Annotated in this window: 19 protein-coding genes; 17 read left to right on the forward strand and 2 right to left on the reverse strand. The window is 66.4% G+C overall.

The window, feature by feature from the left end:
- Positions 1-121 precede the first annotated feature (121 nt).
- The 4 genes from ABZ893_RS24185 to ABZ893_RS24200 all read left to right on the forward strand — a co-directional run bounded on the left by ABZ893_RS24185 (position 122) and on the right by ABZ893_RS24200 (position 2,869).
- Positions 122-376 (forward strand): DUF6332 family protein, encoded by a 255-nt coding sequence (locus ABZ893_RS24185; RefSeq protein WP_361407194.1) that lies wholly within the window; start codon positions 122-124, stop codon positions 374-376.
- 43 nt (positions 377-419) lie between these two features.
- Positions 420-1,219, forward strand: a protein-coding gene (locus ABZ893_RS24190) for an IS5 family transposase (RefSeq protein ID WP_361407277.1) whose coding sequence is annotated in 2 segments (ribosomal slippage) — positions 420-755 and positions 758-1,219 — 798 coding nt in all. Because the reading frame shifts where the segments join, the coding sequence is not laid out codon by codon here.
- A 210-nt stretch (positions 1,220-1,429) separates the two neighbouring features.
- Positions 1,430-1,762 carry a hypothetical protein gene (locus ABZ893_RS24195; RefSeq protein WP_361407195.1) on the forward strand — a complete coding sequence of 111 codons (333 nt, stop codon included), beginning with the start codon at positions 1,430-1,432 and terminating at the stop codon, positions 1,760-1,762.
- Between the two features lie 378 nt (positions 1,763-2,140).
- Positions 2,141-2,869, forward strand: coding sequence for an NAD(P)H-binding protein (locus ABZ893_RS24200; protein ID WP_361407197.1), 729 nt, complete (start codon positions 2,141-2,143; stop codon positions 2,867-2,869).
- Here ABZ893_RS24200 and ABZ893_RS24205 read toward each other — a convergent pair.
- The gene (locus ABZ893_RS24205; protein ID WP_361407199.1) at positions 2,848-3,000 is read right to left on the reverse strand and encodes a hypothetical protein; all 153 of its coding nucleotides are present in this window, start codon (positions 2,998-3,000) and stop codon (positions 2,848-2,850) included. The two genes, ABZ893_RS24200 and ABZ893_RS24205, sit on opposite strands and share 22 nt — an antisense overlap.
- A gap of 470 nt (positions 3,001-3,470) precedes the next feature.
- Here ABZ893_RS24205 and ABZ893_RS24210 point away from each other — a divergent pair, with 470 nt between their 5' ends.
- From ABZ893_RS24210 to ABZ893_RS24255, 10 genes are all read left to right on the forward strand, one after another.
- Positions 3,471-4,004 (forward strand): hypothetical protein, encoded by a 534-nt coding sequence (locus tag ABZ893_RS24210; protein ID WP_361407201.1) that lies wholly within the window; start codon positions 3,471-3,473, stop codon positions 4,002-4,004.
- Positions 4,005-4,127: 123 nt separating this feature from the next.
- Positions 4,128-4,325 carry a DUF1778 domain-containing protein gene (locus tag ABZ893_RS24215; protein WP_361407203.1) on the forward strand — a complete coding sequence of 66 codons (198 nt, stop codon included), beginning with the start codon at positions 4,128-4,130 and terminating at the stop codon, positions 4,323-4,325.
- Positions 4,322-4,636 (forward strand): hypothetical protein, encoded by a 315-nt coding sequence (locus ABZ893_RS24220; RefSeq protein ID WP_361407205.1) that lies wholly within the window; start codon positions 4,322-4,324, stop codon positions 4,634-4,636. Before ABZ893_RS24215 ends, ABZ893_RS24220 begins: the two co-directional genes overlap by 4 nt.
- A 161-nt stretch (positions 4,637-4,797) precedes the next feature.
- Complete coding sequence (locus ABZ893_RS24225) at positions 4,798-5,079, forward strand: AMP-binding protein (protein ID WP_361407207.1); 282 nt, start codon at positions 4,798-4,800, stop codon at positions 5,077-5,079.
- A gap of 78 nt (positions 5,080-5,157) precedes the next feature.
- Entirely contained in the window at positions 5,158-5,448 is a 291-nt protein-coding gene (locus ABZ893_RS24230) for a hypothetical protein (protein WP_361407209.1), read from the forward strand.
- Between the two features lie 140 nt (positions 5,449-5,588).
- A complete protein-coding gene (locus tag ABZ893_RS24235; RefSeq protein WP_361407211.1) occupies positions 5,589-6,326 on the forward strand; it encodes a GntR family transcriptional regulator in 738 nt (245 codons plus the stop codon).
- A gap of 674 nt (positions 6,327-7,000) precedes the next feature.
- A complete protein-coding gene (locus ABZ893_RS24240; protein ID WP_361407213.1) occupies positions 7,001-7,942 on the forward strand; it encodes a fumarylacetoacetate hydrolase family protein in 942 nt (313 codons plus the stop codon).
- 8 nt (positions 7,943-7,950) lie between these two features.
- Positions 7,951-8,811 (forward strand): MBL fold metallo-hydrolase, encoded by an 861-nt coding sequence (locus ABZ893_RS24245; RefSeq protein ID WP_361407215.1) that lies wholly within the window; start codon positions 7,951-7,953, stop codon positions 8,809-8,811.
- A 289-nt stretch (positions 8,812-9,100) separates the two neighbouring features.
- The gene (locus tag ABZ893_RS24250; RefSeq protein ID WP_361407217.1) at positions 9,101-9,577 is read left to right on the forward strand and encodes a hypothetical protein; all 477 of its coding nucleotides are present in this window, start codon (positions 9,101-9,103) and stop codon (positions 9,575-9,577) included.
- A 286-nt stretch (positions 9,578-9,863) separates the two neighbouring features.
- Positions 9,864-10,889 (forward strand): zinc-binding dehydrogenase, encoded by a 1,026-nt coding sequence (locus ABZ893_RS24255; protein WP_361407219.1) that lies wholly within the window; start codon positions 9,864-9,866, stop codon positions 10,887-10,889.
- 117 nt (positions 10,890-11,006) lie between these two features.
- On the opposite strand, the gene ABZ893_RS24260 is transcribed toward ABZ893_RS24255, so the two are convergent.
- The gene (locus ABZ893_RS24260; RefSeq protein ID WP_361407220.1) at positions 11,007-12,005 is read right to left on the reverse strand and encodes a zinc-binding dehydrogenase; all 999 of its coding nucleotides are present in this window, start codon (positions 12,003-12,005) and stop codon (positions 11,007-11,009) included.
- 226 nt (positions 12,006-12,231) lie between these two features.
- On the opposite strand from ABZ893_RS24260, the gene ABZ893_RS24265 reads away from it, so the two are divergent.
- From ABZ893_RS24265 to ABZ893_RS24275, 3 genes are read left to right on the forward strand one after another with little or no spacing between them, the layout of a single operon-like run.
- Positions 12,232-13,482 (forward strand): thiolase family protein, encoded by a 1,251-nt coding sequence (locus ABZ893_RS24265; protein ID WP_361407222.1) that lies wholly within the window; start codon positions 12,232-12,234, stop codon positions 13,480-13,482.
- Between the two features lie 10 nt (positions 13,483-13,492).
- On the forward strand, positions 13,493-14,377 hold the full coding sequence (locus ABZ893_RS24270; RefSeq protein WP_361407223.1) for an SMP-30/gluconolactonase/LRE family protein: 885 nt from the start codon (positions 13,493-13,495) through the stop codon (positions 14,375-14,377).
- A gap of 33 nt (positions 14,378-14,410) precedes the next feature.
- On the forward strand, positions 14,411-15,247 hold the full coding sequence (locus ABZ893_RS24275) for an SDR family oxidoreductase (RefSeq protein ID WP_361407224.1): 837 nt from the start codon (positions 14,411-14,413) through the stop codon (positions 15,245-15,247).

Consider the following 15,247-nt stretch of genomic DNA (forward strand, 5'->3'; position numbering starts at 1 on the left):
CGCCCGCCGCCTATCTGCGCGGGCTCTTAGAAGTCATCTCAATTGGTAAGCGCCTCGGCACGTGAGAGTCAGGCTGTCCGGCCCAGGCGCCGTGGCTTGACCGTGAGGTGAGACTTGCAGCATGGACATGGGGCGTGAGTCGCGGTGGGAAAAGGACGCAATGACGGTGGAGATCGTTTTCGCCCTGGTGACTGCTGTCGCGCTGGCTGCGGCGGTCTTCGCCGGCGCTCTGACTCTCGCACTAGCCTTTGGCATCTCTGGTTCAGCGAAGCAGGGCGTGTTGGTGGGGGGTGCGCTGCTCGGAGCGACGGCCGGAATATGGCGTCTGGTACGGGTGCTGCGTCGGTTCGACGAGCAGCGCCGAATGGGCCGCTGACTGCGGTCCTTCTCCTTGATGTCGGTAGCCTGCCGGCGTGGGGATCGTTGAGCGGCTGGTGCCTGATGAGCTGTGGGAGTTGTTCCGGTGCGTGGTGCCGGAGGCGCCGAGTCGACCTCAGGGAGGCGGCCGGCGCCGGCACGGTGACCGGGAGGTACTGGCTGCGATCGTGTTCGTGGCCACGTCGGGTTGCACGTGGCAGCAGCTGCCGTCCGCCTCGTTCGGACCATCGGGACCCACGGCTCATCGGCGTTTCGCAGAGTGGTCGAAGGCCCGGGTGTGGGCGAAGCTCCATCGGTTGATCCTCGATGAACTCGGCTCCCGGGGTGAACTGGGCTGGTCTCGCTGCGCGATCGACTCGGTGAACATGCGGGCCCTGAAAAGGGGGACCTGACGGGTCCGAATCCGGTGGATCGGGGCAAGTACGGCTCAAAGATCCACTTGATCACCGAGCGGACCGGGCTGCCCCTGTCCGTGGGGATATCCGGTGCCAATTTGCACGACAGCCAGGCCCTCGAACCGCTCGTGCGAGGCATCCCGCCCATCCGCTCCCGTCGCGGACCGCGTCGGCGACGACCTGCCAAACTCCAAGCCGATAAGGGCTACGACTACGACCACCTGCGCCGATGGTTACGCCAGCGCGGCATCCGGCACCGCATCGCCCGCAAAGGCGTCGAGTCTTCCCAGCGGCTGGGACGCCACCGCTGGACCATCGAACGCACCATGGCCTGGCTCGCCGGATGCCGCCGCCTCCACCGCCGCTATGAACGCAAAGCCGAACACTTCCTGGCCTTCACCAGCATCGCCTGCACTCTCATCTGCTACCGCAGACTCACCAAATGAGATGGCTTCTAAACCGCCGTGGCCCTATTCACGAGAACGGACAGCAGATGTTCACGACTTCGAGCAACGCCAGAAGCCGCCGTTGTTCGAATACTCCGTGAGATGGCCCTGCACGATGACGGATCCCGGTGGCCGCCCTCGACGCGCGCATCGACTCCGAACGGCGAAACGAGGGTGCGAAGCAGCAGCCCGGAGAACTACAACGAGGGGATGACCGTCTTCCTCTGTTCCAAGTGCGGCACCGCGATCACGCCGGAGCTGGCGGAGCTTGCCGCTATCCCCGACCTCTCCGTCGGCGAGCGCGACCGGGACAAGGAGACGCGCCGGGCACCATCCACCATTCCGCAGGGCCGCTACGCGATCGATCCCGAGCCCTGGGGACCCCCCTACGTCGTGCAGGACGATCAGAAGAACCCAAAGCCAGCTCAGCCGCGGGGGCCTCGGATCTGCCGCGAAGAAGGCTTCGTCATCTCGGCGGGCAGCCGACAGACAGTACTGGTGCACCCCGACGACGCCGCTGGCCTTCAGCCGTTGCCCAACTGAGAGAACAGCACTGGGTGCTGCGGACCGGCAGGCGACGAGGGACTCAACCGAGCCTGCCCCTGCGGTGCTGCGGTCGCTACCCTCGCGGCCGACTGCTTCGGGCCCTACGAACTGCACCTCGACCCCGTCCGGACCTACGCGTTCTCCCAGTAGGACCCCGACCTTCGCCGGGAGACATGCTCGCCCCGCCGTTCCGCAGAACGGTGGGCACACACGTCACCGCTGGCCAACGTTCGATTCCAGCGAGGCTTCACTGCCTCCCAAACTGGTGAATAAACGCTGCCCAAACTCGCGCACAAAGCCACCGCCGTGTCTTTCCGCGCCCACATAGTGGCTTATCTGCCATATTTCTTGCGTGATCTCTATGAAAGGTGCCTCATGAAGTTCGCAGTCATCGGCGGTACCGGGCTGATCGGGTCGCAGGTCGTCAAGAAGCTGAATGCCGCCGGGCACGAGGCGGTACCGCACTCGCAGTCCACCGGAGCCGACGTCATCAGTGGCCGGGGGCTGGACGAGGCGGTGGCGGGAGCCGATGTCGTCGTCAACCTGACGAACTCCCCGACCTTCGACGAAGCCTCCCTGGCCTTCTTCCAGACCTCGATGGACAACCTTCTGGCTGCGGCCCACAAGAGCGGCATCGGCCACTTCGTCATCCTCTCGATCGTCGGCACGGACCAGGTTCCGGAACTGGACTACTACCGGGCCAAGGCTCTCCAGGAGAAGATCCTCGCGGCCGGGCCGATCCCCTACTCGATCGTCCGTGCGACGCAGTTCATGGATTTCATGGACGCCGTCCTGTCCTGGACCACCGACGGCGACACCGTCCGGCTGCCCGCCACGCCGATCCAGCCAATCGCCTCCAAGGACGTGGCTGAAGCGGTGGCGGAGGTCGCCGCGGGCGCCCCGCTGAACGGCATCCGCAACATCGGCGGTCCCGAGGTCTTCAACCTGGACGAGCTGGGCCGGATCACCCTGTCCCACAAAAACGACAGCCGTACCGTCGTCACCGACCCCACCGCCGGCATGTTCGCCGCCGTCAAGGGTGACGTCCTCACCGACATGGACGCCCACCTGGCACCTACCCACTACGCCGACTGGCTCTCCTGACTCGCTCGCGCCCCATCCATCAGCGGCTGGGTGAGCGCCGGGCGGCGGTAGGCGGCGTAGCCGAGCGCGCCGATGACCAGCAGGCCGACCAGGACCAGCAGCAGGAAGATCAGCAGGGCAATCGTTGGCATAGCAGTGGATTCCTCAAGGATTCGGGCATGCGTGACTCGCATGCAGGACATGGCAGGGTGCGAAATCCCTGGTCACAGGTCGGAACAGGGAGGCCCGGAGAGGGCGGCGCCAGGATGGAACCCAGCGGGGTTAGCCGCGCAACTCCTCTCCGGCCAGGGCATTTACCGGCGACTGTGACCCCACTCGCGTGGTAGTCGGCGCGGAGTCGCAGGAGGAGACGCAGCTTGCTGCGCAACCCCCGCCCCGGGAGCCCAGGTCCCCCGCGGCCAGTCGGGGGAGCCGCGGAGGGGGCTGCGCGGACAATGATGTAGCGCGTAGCGCCTTGATCACACACGCCACCTGACGCCCTGTACGACCCGATGCCCCCGCCCCTGGCCTGTCACGGCCCAGGGGCGGGGGCATCCGCGTGCTCGCGTGTCCTGGTTGGTGCGGCAGGGCGGTGTGGGCGGCGGGAGGTGAAGCTGGGGGTATGAGCATCAGCAGCGAGCATCCGGTGAGCGCAGACCAGGTCTACCGGGCCTTGGTGGCGTTGGGAGCGGAGCCGCAGTTCGACCCGGAGACGCGGCCCGAGGGCCCGCAGGACGAGGACCGCCTGCGGCTGCTCGGTTGCCTTCTGGCCACGGTGGAGCTGGAGACCACCGAGGCGACCCGGTTGGGCCGTGACGAGGACGAGGGCGAAGTGCTGCTCGGATGGATCGAGGCGGTGAGCCCGGATTCCAAGGTGTCGGCCAATGTGCTGGTCAACCGGCTCTATCGCACCGGGGTGCAGCTCCTGGGAATCGACCTCCTGGGACTCGACGAGGGCGAGACGCTGCCAGGGCAGTCGGCCGCGTCCGCGGCCATCGTGGCCGCGTCGGATACGTTCGCCGCCCACCTCCGGTTCCGCGAGGGTGACGTGGCCGGCGTCCGCCAGGCCCTCGGCCGTGCCGAGGACGCCGTGACCCACATCCAGCGGTACATGCACGATCTCCGCGTGGCCATCGGCGACGCGGAGGCGGAATGAGGAGTAGAGCGGCCAGGCAGCCCTACCTCGCTGCCGTCCGTTGCCGTTACCCGAGTGCAAGCCCCGCCGACCCGATCCGCGACACCGCCTGACGACACCACATTTGGTGTCTAGTCTGGTGTCATGTCGATTACCCCGATGACGCTCCGCGTCCCCGACGAGATCGCGCCCGCGATCAAGCAGGCCGCGAAGGCGGCCAACCTGAGCGTGAACGCCTACATCGTCCGCGCCGCGCGCCGCGCCGCGACCCTCGACGCCGGCCACCAGCTCGCCGCGCTCGGCCTGGGCCAGGACCTGGCCGGCGAGGGCGACGCCCTGTGACGTCAGAGCTCAAGCGCGGCGAGATCTGGACCCTGCCCGCACCCGATGGCCGTGACGTCCTGGTGGTCTCCCTGACCGGCCTGGACGACGCGTACGGAGCCGTCCTCGCGATTGTGCTGCACCCCCCGGGCCGCTACCCCGATACCGCCATGTCCGTCGTCATCGACGACCCGGTCCCGTCCACCGCTGTCGCCGTCAACCTCCAACAGCTCCGCTCGACGCGCTTCACCGAGGCCACCTTGAGGGGCGCTGTCGCTCCCGCCGTGATGGCCCGCGTGGACGCGGCGCTGCGCGCGGTCCTCGACCTCTAGCTCCTGGACGGGACAGTCCGGCTCGTCAGCTGGCGGGCTTGATGCGCCCGGCCTCGACCTTCGCCAGGCAGGCGTTGCACAGCGGGCTGGCAGGCCGGCCGTAGGCAGCCGCCCCGTATTTCTGGGTTGTGTTCTCGCACCGTTGCGCAACTTCATCTACGGTGCCGCACCCGCCTCTCCGCGACGCTATCCGCGTGTTCGGGCCGGTGCTGACGCAGGGGTACGGACAGACCGAGTGCCACACGATGATCACTGTTCTGCGCCCTGAGGACCACTTCGTCGACGGAGACGTCAACGGAGAGATTGCCGACGACACCCGGCTCTCCAGCTGCGGCCGTCCGAGCCTCGAAACTGTCGTCGAGATCCGGGAGGGGGATCGCGTGCTCGGTGCCGGTGAGGTCGGGGAGATCTGCGTGGCGAGCGACCTGAACATGTCCGGCTAAGTACGACGATCCCCGAAGAAACTGAAAAAACACTGATCGGCGGATTCGTGTACACGGGCGACGTGGGGTACCTCGACCATGAGGGTTTCCTGCACATCGTCGACCGTCAGAAGGACATGGTCATCACCGGGGGGCAACGTCTATCCGGCAGAGGTTGAGAACGCTTTGCAGCGACGCCCGGAGGTCGCGGACTGCGCAGTGTTCGGCGTCCCCGACGACTACTGGGGTGAGGCGCTCGTCGCCGCTGTGCAACGCGTTGACGGTGCTGTCCTCGATGCGGACGCGATGGACGCGTACCTCCGGGACGAACTCGGGGCGGTGAAGACGCCCCGGCGGATTGTTGTGCTCGATGAACTTCCGCAGAGCTAGGTCGGTAAGGGCCTGAAGACCGTCCTGCGTGACCAATTCCTGGCAGAAAGCGATGAATAGAAGTGTCGGTACTGGGTGATCTGCCCAGCACTCCGGGAAGTATGCTTGGGGAACGATCTAGCCCGAAGGTAATGGACCTGGTGACCACAGACACTGATCTCCCGCTCGGTGAAGCCGCGTACCGTACGATCCGCGAGGCGATCCTCACCTGTCGGCTCATGCCGGGTGCCCGCATCACCGAGCGCGGTCTCGCGGCAGAGATGAATCTCGGTATCAGTCCCGTTCGGAACGCCATGACCAGGCTCGATCACGAGGGCCTGATCCAGACAATTCCGCGCAAGGGCTACCAGGTGGCACCGATGACCGTGCGCTCAGTGAACGAGTTGTTCCAGTACTGGGCGATGTTCGGGAGCGCAATGGCGGAGGTCGGGCTGGCCAAGGCCAACGATCAGCAGATCGCTGAGCTGATCGAAGTGGTCCAGCGACTGGCATCGGTCACATCCGAACCCGAGGACTCTCATGAGACCGCACTGCGGGTAATCGACGATGCGATCGCGCCATTCGATGTGCTGGCAGAATTCATCGATAATCAGTACTTTCTGGCGGAATATCGCCGACTTTATGACGAGCTACGACGCGTGTGGATCATGGTTGTAGAATCGGAACTGCTTGTCGCGGGCCGGCGGATGGATGACTACGACGAATGCATCTCCGCCATTCGCCAGCGTGACATCAGTAGATTCGTGGCGTTTCTACGCAATCATATTGAGCAGTCGCACATGCGCGTTGCGAGCAGCCTCACGCGTTTTCCGTCGCTGCTCGATGCGGAGATCGTTCCCGTCTCAGGCGAGGCCTCTGCTCGGGGCAGGAAAGGTTGAGCCCGGATTTCTGGTGCGAAATCGTCGGTGGAGTAGACGTGTCCGGAAAGCTTTCCTGCATGGTCGCCGCACGCTGACGGGGCGTGCGGGTTGCACCGGTGCTGTGGGTTGCGCGACCCCGGTGACGATAGAGTCGACGACCTTCTTGAGTGGCACGTGTGCGAAGGCGGCTATCGAGGAGACCGGTAGCAGGTGGTCCTGGGCCTGCTCGACGTGAGGCAGGCGTCACGGAAGGCATGCCAGACGTCATGTAGATGATGCGTTCCCGGGCCGCGCGTGATCGATACTGTCCAGCGGGTCCATGGCCCCGCATCGGCCGCCCGCGATGACGACGTCGACGCGACCGAAGTGCTCCGATGCCACGTCGACCGCCAGGTGAAGGCTGTTGAGGTCGCATACGTTGGCGGCCCAGCTGCGTGCAACTGCCTCGGGGGCGAGGGCGGTGCCGAGCCGGTGTTGAGGGCGGTTCTGATCAGCTCCTGACTGGTGGCGAGGGCGGCTGGCCTGCCGCACAGCGCAGATAGGAGAAGGCTTCATGCCTGGCTTGTCGTTGGTGCTGGAGTGTGCGCGGGCAGAGAGATGTGACGCTTCCGAGCAACTGAAACATCACTGATGACTCAGTGAAATCTCTTGGGTACGCTGTCCCGGCCGCATCAAGCTGAAGGAGGCAGGACGTGTACTGGGTCAGCTACGAGAACGCGAAAGGCCGATCGCGAGTCGGCGTCGTCAAGGACGGGTCGATCTTCTCGCTCGGCGAGGAAGCACAGTTGCTCGACATTCTGCGCGGACCCGAAACGCTCAGCACTTGGGCGGAGCGCGCACTCAGCGATCCGAACGAGGTCGTCGAGGAGCGTGATGTCACCTACGCGAGCCTCATCCAAGCTCCCCCGAGCGTCCGTGACTTCATGGCGTTCGAGGAGCACGTTGTCACCTCCCACTCCGCGCTCGGATTGACTGTCGATCCTGGCTGGTACCAGATCCCTGTCTTCTACTTCAGCAATCCCGCGGCGATGAAGGCTCCACGCGAGACGATTCGCATGGCTCCAGGCTCGAAGTGTTTCGACTTCGAGCTTGAGTTCGCCGCCGTGATCGGACGTACGGGAAGCGATATCGCGGTGGAGGACGCCGAGAGCCACATCGCCGGCTACACGATCATGTGCGACTGGAGCGCGCGCGACCACCAGGAACTGGAGATGAGGCAGAACCTCGGCCCGGCCAAGGGCAAGGACACGGCGACGTCACTCGGCCCCTATCTGGTCACCCCGGACGAGATCGAGCACCGGCGCCTGCGGAGCGGGTTCGACCTCGAGATCACCGCACACGTCAACGGCAAGCGCTACAGCACCGGCAATCTCGCCGATATTTACTGGTCCTTCGCGCAGATGATCTCCTTCGCCTCTCGTGGCACCGAGCTGCGGCCCGGCGACGTGATCGGCAGCGGCACCGTCGGGACCGGTTGCATCCTCGAGCTCTCTCGCGTCCATGGAGCGGAGGCGTACCCCTACCTCGAGGCAGGCGACCACGTCGTGATCGACGGGGGCATCCTGGGCTCCATCGACGCGACGATGGAGGCGAGTCCCGAGCCGAGCAGCCTGGGCGAGGGGCGGAGGTCGTGATGGAGCGGGTGACGGAGAACGTACGCACCGAGACCCGGACACGGGGCTCCAACCCGAGCATCGTGAGGACCTCGGACGGGGTGGTCGTCATCGACACTCCTCAGCTCCCCACGCAGGCTGTGGCGATGCGCAAGCTCGCCGAGTCGACCGGTCCGATCCGGTACGTCATGAACACCGAGCATCACTGCGACCACATCTTCGGGAACTACTACTTCCAGGATGTAGCACCGGTCGTGCATCACCAGGAGATCGCCGACAACTTCATGCTCCTGGAGCCGACGCTCGATCCCTACGACTTCGTCGCCGAGTCGGTGCGCACCCAGGATGCACCGGGGCTCGCGCTCTTCCCGGCCCGCGAGGCGTACTTCGCCGACCTCAAACGCGCAGACATCACCTTCGCGCAGGACGTCTCGCTGCAGGTAGGTGGGCACACCTTCGAGTTGTTGCACACGCCCGGACACACTCCGGGCCAGACGGCGGTGTACGTCCCCGAGGAGCGTGTCGTGTTCACGGGAGACACGATCTTCAGCGGGTGTCAGACCTGGTTGATGTCCTCGGACGTAGGCGAGTGGCTGGACTCGCTCAACAAGATCGCCGCACTTGACGTCGACTACGTCGTGCCCGGTCACGGGCCCGTGACCGATCTGAGCTACATCCGCGTGCAGCGCGCCTGTCTCATCCAGTGGGTCTCGGCCGTGGCGAACGCTGTCGCCGGGGGATGGAGTCGGGAGGAGACGATCGCTCGGGTCAATCCCGGTGCCGACCTGCCCGTCGACGTGGGCCTCGAGTCGCTGCGCGACCACATCTCCACTCTCAATGCTGCCTCACTGTGGGACAAGCTGACCTCGACCGCGGTGACCGGAATCTGAGGCAGACGGCCCTGCGTATCCCCACGCCCCGGGTGACCTGCGTCCGACCTTCGCAGAGGCAGGCCCGGTTCGAAGGATGCGTGGCGCCAGGTGCGACATTTGAAATGTCAGCAGATCCACTCTGACACTTTACTGAAGCCTGGTCGTGTTGCAGTATGGCCTGCGCCACAAGTGACGCTGGTCTCCCGGGCGCTGTTCCGAGGTCGCGTCTCGACTCACCACTTGGTCCCGTGCCGCCAGCGTGCGCTCGGCGCCTTACCTCACCCAACAAGCAAGGTGGAGGAAAGCAGTGATCGTCATTCTCACGGTGTTCAAGTACGTCGAAGGTGCGCCTGTGCCCGCTCAGGCAGAGTCGGAAGCCATGGAGGCGGCGTTGCAGGAAGAGATGATCGACACCGGCACGATCCTCTTCTTCCATAGCCGGCTGAAGTTCTTCGGAACCGAGGTGGCGGGGACCAAGTGGGACGACGCCGCTCTGTACGCAGTTCCCGACATGGCCGCGATGCGACGCTGGTCCATGTGGGACAAGCACCGAGCTGTCGATGAGGCGATGGCAGAGGGCAACGCCTTGGTGAAGGTACTGCCTCTGCAGTTCACGGACTCGGATGACCCGAACCTGATGAACGAGCTCGTGGAGCTGCTTCAGGACATGTCTCGCGATCGGGCGCAGCGCGGCCTCCCGCTCGATTTCGCCGCCGCGCGGCTGGGCCCCGAGTATGCGACCCCCGGCCTGGCCGAGATCGCTGCCGCTGCCGCTGCCCAGTGAGTTCCGGGCGGCTGTGCGCCCTCGCTGGGAGGAGTGCGCAAGACGTGCGGAATCGGTGTACCCGACTAGAGCACTGCACGCACGACCCGCGACCTCGCCAAGAACGGCGGCATCACGGGCGCTGACCCCGGGCCGCCCTCCGAGGTGGCCAGCCCCGCGCACGGCGACCGAGTAGCCGGTACGACCTCTTCGCTGTCGTTGGCGAGCCCGCTGCCCGTCATGAACGGGCGCGAGTCGGAGCTGGGGGGCGACCGCATCCACACGAGACGGAAAGGTGAGAACAGACATGCAAGCAGTGCGACTGAACGCCTTCGGAAGCGTCGACAACTTCGAGGTCGTGGACCTCCCTGAGCCTCAGGCCGGTCCGGGGGAGTTCCGAGTGAAGGTCGAGTACTCCGGTCTGCGTTGGGGAGATATCACCCAGCGCCGGGGCAACCTCAAGGTGGGCAACCAGCCGCCCCTGATCGGAGGCCTTGAGGTCGCGGGGAGAATCGACCAGGTCGGCGAAGGCGCGGCTGGTTACGAGCTCGGTCAGCGAGTCATGGCGGCAGTCCCGGAGGGCGGCTTCGCCGAGTACGTTGTGATCCGTCCGGACGGGATCGGCACGAACGTCTGGCCCATTCCGGAGAACGTCGCCTCCGAGAAGATGCTGGCGTACCCCGTCAACATGCTCACCGCCTACCACGCGGTGTACACCTGGGCGGACGTGCAGGACGGCGAGACGGTCCTGGTGCACGCGGCAACCGGTGGCATTGGCCTGCTGATCGTGCAGATCCTCAAGCGGCGCTTCAAGAACGTGACGGTCGTCGGCATCTGCAGCTCTCCGGAGAAGGCCGAACTCCTGCTCGCGAACGGCTGCGATCACGCCGTGAACCGCAAGACGACTGACTACGTCGAGGAGATCAACCGGGTTCTCGGACCGAAGGCGACCGGGTTCAACGCCGGTGGCGATCTCGGTGGCGGCGTCGATGTGTCCTTCAACGGCATCTCGGGAGAGACGATCGAGAAGGACCTCCAGGTCATCCGCAAGCGCGGCCGCCTGGTGATCTACGGATTCCAGGGCGGCGACAAGATGCCGGTGGTCGACACCGATCTCGTCACCTACGACAGCATCACAGTCATGCCCTTCTCCCAGGTGGCCTGGCGAGACACGCCCCAGGCCCAGGCCGCTGACAAGTTCATCGACGAGTGGCTGCGAACCGAGGACCTGATCGAGCCGGAGATCTGGCCGCTGAGCAAGGTGGCCGAAGCCGAGAACGCCTTCGAGGACGGGCGTGCGACGGGCAAGGTCGTCTTCGCCGCCTCCGCGTAGGAGTACGGGCAGCGAGCCGCCTCGAAATGGCGAGAGCCTCCGAACACGAGTCGTGTTCGGAGGCTCTCGCCATTTCGAGCATGCCCGCCGCTACCAGCAGGCCGGGCAGTGGGGTGACTAGGGCATTTCGAACACGATCTTTCCCACGGCGTCGTGGGCCGAGAGCCGGGCGATCGCCTCGGTGGCCTGTCCGGGGAAGCTGTGGATGCTGTCGATGACCGGGCGGATCCGGCCGTCGAGAACGTAAGGGAACAGGGCGGCGACCGACGACGTGATGGCCATGCGGTCGTCGACCGGGCGTGAGTCGAAGGCGCTGCCGATGATCGTGATCAGTCGGACCGCGACGGTCGCGAGATTCAGCGAGGGCTCGGCGCCCGCCACCGTGCCCAGGCAAAGGATCTTGCCGCCCACCCTAGTGGCCGGGATCGCCGCGCTGAATGCCGAGCCGCCGAGGGCGTCCAGGACGAGATCGGCGCCCTGGCCGCCGGTCGCGTTCAGGACGGCCTGTGTGAGGTCCTCCTCGTCGGTCGCGATCACATGGTCGGCGCCGAGGCCGCGCAGGGCGTCCTTCTTGCCGGCTTTACGGGTCGTCGCCAGCACGGTGCCGGCCCCGAAGGACTTGGCGACCTGGATCGCCAACGAGCCGATACCGGTCGTGCCGCCATTCACCAGGACCGACGCGCCCTCCTGCATCCCGCCGCGCGTGACCAGCGCGTCGTGGCTGATGCATAGCGCGATCTGCAGCGCGGCGGCGTCGGTCCAGCCGACGGCGTCTGGCAACGCCGCCAGGTTGCCGGCGTCGATGACGATGTACTCGGCGAAGGCGCCAGGGGCCATGCCCACGACCCGGTCTCCAACGGCCCGTCCCTGGACGGCGGGACCGATCGCGTCGACCTCGCCGGTGAACTCGACCCCCGCGACGTAGGGAGCGGGGCCCTCCGGGCCGCCCGGCACGTTGTCATAGACACCGGCGAGCATCATCTGGTCGACGTAGTTGAAGGCGGCGGCGCGAATCCGCACACGCACCTGACCGTGCGCCGGAGTGGGGACCTCGGCCTCGCCGAGGCTGAACTCGCCGCCGATCCGGCCGTGGAGGACGTTCATGGTGGTGGTCATGTGCCTTCTCCTGGTTCTTCTGAACGCTTAGTCGTTGACCAGTGACATGTCACAACGTAGTTTTTGGAACGTCAATTGGGAAGCGCCTCGCTTGTCGAAGGGGTGCTCTTGTCTGCAGATCCCGGCCTTCAGGGGCCACGGCACGTGTTCTACGGCGTCTCGCTTGGCGGTGCGGGTCTTGATGACTCGGCACTCCACCGAGCTCATCACAGAGAGCAGAGATGACATGTCAACCGACATCTATGTCGTCGGCGTCGCGATGACGCGGTTCGGCCCCCTCGCGGACGCGACCGTGAAGACGCTGACCGCCGAAGCGATGCAGTCCGTCATCGACGACGTCGGCTGTGAGCTGGACGTGATTGAAACGGCCTTCTTCTCGAACGCGGTGCAGGGCATGGTCGAGGGCCAGGGCTCGGCACCGGGCCAGTTCGCCCTGCATGAGGCCGGCCTGACAGGTCTTCCGGTCATCAATGTCGAGAACGCCTGTGCTTCGGGCGCCACTGCGCTGTGGCTGGCAGGGAACCACGTGCGCTCCGGCTCAGCCGACGTCGTACTGGCCATCGGTGCCGAGAAGATGTCGTTCTCCGACCCCGAGCGTCGGGGCAAGGTCGGCGACGCCTTCCTCGGCGGCCTGGACGTCGAGAAGCCCGATGAGACCCTGGCGTACCTGCAGTCCTTGGGTGCCGGCATCGACGGCCCCTCTGGCGAGGGCCGCCGCTCGGCGATGATGGACCTGTACGCCGCCATCTGCCGCGCTCACATGAAGCGGTTCGGCACCACACGCGAGCAGCTGGCGCTGATCGCGTCGAAGAACCATGACCACGCGGCACTCAACGACAAGTGCCACTACCGCGACCCCATGACGCCCGAGCAGGTGCTGGCGAGCCGGCCGCTGGGCTACCCGCTGACCGTGCCCATGTGCTCGCCCCTCAGCGACGGTGCCGCCGCGGCGATCGTCTGCAACCAGGCAGGCCTGGAGAAGATGAGCCCCGAGACGCGGGCCCGGGCCATGCGCATCAGCGCCTGCGAGCTACGGTCCGCAGTCGGTCGCCCGTGGGACGACCTGGACCGTCACGTGATCCGCCGGGCAGCACTCGCCGCCTACGACAAGGCAGGCATCACCCCGGAGCAGGTGGATCTCGCTGAGGTCCACGACGCTGCGGCCTTCGGCGAGCTGTTCGCCAGCGAACTATTGGGCTTCGCGCCCTACGGCGGCGGGGGAGCCCTCGCCGAGAGCGGCGCCACCCGCCTGGGCGGCAGGATCCCGATCAACACCTCCGGCGGTCTCGAATCCCGTGGGCACCCCATCGGGGCCACCGGCCTTGCTCAGGTCTACGAGCTCGTCACTCAGCTGCGCGGCGAGGCCGGCGACCGTCAGGTCGACGGAGCCCGCGTCGCCGTGCAGGAGAACGGCGGAGCCTTCCTCGGCGTCGAAGAGGCAGTCGCCGTCGTCACCGTCCTCTCCACCACCCACTAGGAGCCACACCATGACCTACGTCCCCCAGAAGATCGCCGGAGGCTTCACCTTCCCGGAGTCCCCGCGCTGGCACGCCGGACGGCAGGCGTTCTACTTCGTCGACATCGACGCCGGCAACCTCTTCGAGCTCAAGGACGGCATCGTCCGCTGCCTGCACACCTTCCCCGACTTCATCTCCGGGCTGTCGTTCGACGACGAGGACGGCTTCTTCGTCGCATCCTGCAAGACCAACCGGGTGGTCCACCTGACGGGGGCGTTGACCGGCGAAAACCAGGTTCGGGTCGTCTCGGACCTCAACCAGATCTCGTGCTTCGGTCTCAACGACCACGCACGAGCGGCGAACGGCGACATCTTCCAGGGCGTGCTGAACTACAACGCGATCGCGTCCTTCTCCGACCCGGCGGTTCCGCAAGTACCGGGATCGGTTCAGAGGATCCGGCCGGACGGCTCGCTCGAGGCGGCACCGGGCGAGGTGCTGTTCCCGAACGGCGTCGTGATCGCCGAGGGCGGCAAGCGCCTGCTGGTGGCCGACACCTACGGCAACAAGATCTCGTCGTGGCCGATCCACGAGGACGGCTCGCTGGGTGAGATCTCAGTCTGGGCCGACCTCGGCGAGCACGTGCCCGACGGGATCTGCCTTGACGCCGACGGCGCACTGTGGATCGCGGCCGACCGCACGGTGCTCCGCGTCCGTGAGGGCGGTGAGGTGCTCGACGAGATCGGCTTCGACCTTCACAGCACGTCCGTCATGCTCGGTGGCCCTGACGGACGCACCCTGCTCATCACCGCAGCAGCCGGAATCGACCGCCGGGTCGTCCACGCCAGCCTTACCGGCACGCTGTTCCAGGTCACGGTGGACGTGCCCGGTGGTGCGCTGCCTTCGATCTACAGCTGACCCGACGACCGGAACGAGGAGAGGAGCACGAGGATGACGGTTGAGGGCATGAGGGTGGTCGTCACGGGCGGAACCGGCGGCATCGGGCGGACGGTGGTCGAGGAGTTCATCGCGGCGGGCGCCCGGGTCGTCTTCTGCGGGCGCAACGAGGACCGCGGACGAGCGGTGGCCGACGCCCTCGGCGGGCGCGCGGAGTTCATCCGCGCCGATATGACCAAGGCGGCTGACATCGCCCGCCTGATCGGGTCGGCCGCCGCCGGAGGCCGGATCGACTGCCTGGTCAACAATGCCGCCGAGGCCGAACCGGTCGGCTTCGGACAGCTCACCAGCGACATCCTCGACCACGCCATGCGCTCGGTTTTCGGCAGTGTCGTGCTGGCCTCGCAGACGGCTGCGGAGACGATGCGCGCCAACGGGGGCGGCGTCATCATCAATATCGGCAGCAGCGCGGGGCGCCGGCCGAACTCCTCGGCCGCGGTCTACAGCAGCCTGAAGGCGGCGGTCATGTTTCTGACCCGCTGCCTGGCCATGGAGCTGGCTCCGGCCGGTATCCGGGTCAACTCGGTCTCCCCGGGCGCCATCCCGACGCCGATCTTCCGCGACCAGATGGGCTTGAGTGACCTGCCCGAGGACGAGGCTCTGCCGCTGATCCGCGAGGGGCTGTCCCGGATCCTTCCCGTGGGCCGGGCCGGCACCACCCAGGACATCGCTCGGGCCGTGCTGTTCATGGCCGACCCGGACAACGCGTACGTCACCGGCACCGATTTGATGGTCGATGGCGGACTCACGGCGGGCAACACCCCGTTGGCACGCTCCGCGGAGTGGGCACGGGTGGGCGAAGTTATCGGCGCTGCCCGTGAGGGTCGGTGA

The organism is Streptomyces sp. NPDC046821 (assembly GCF_040645335.1).
Lineage (GTDB): Bacteria > Actinomycetota > Actinomycetes > Streptomycetales > Streptomycetaceae > Streptomyces.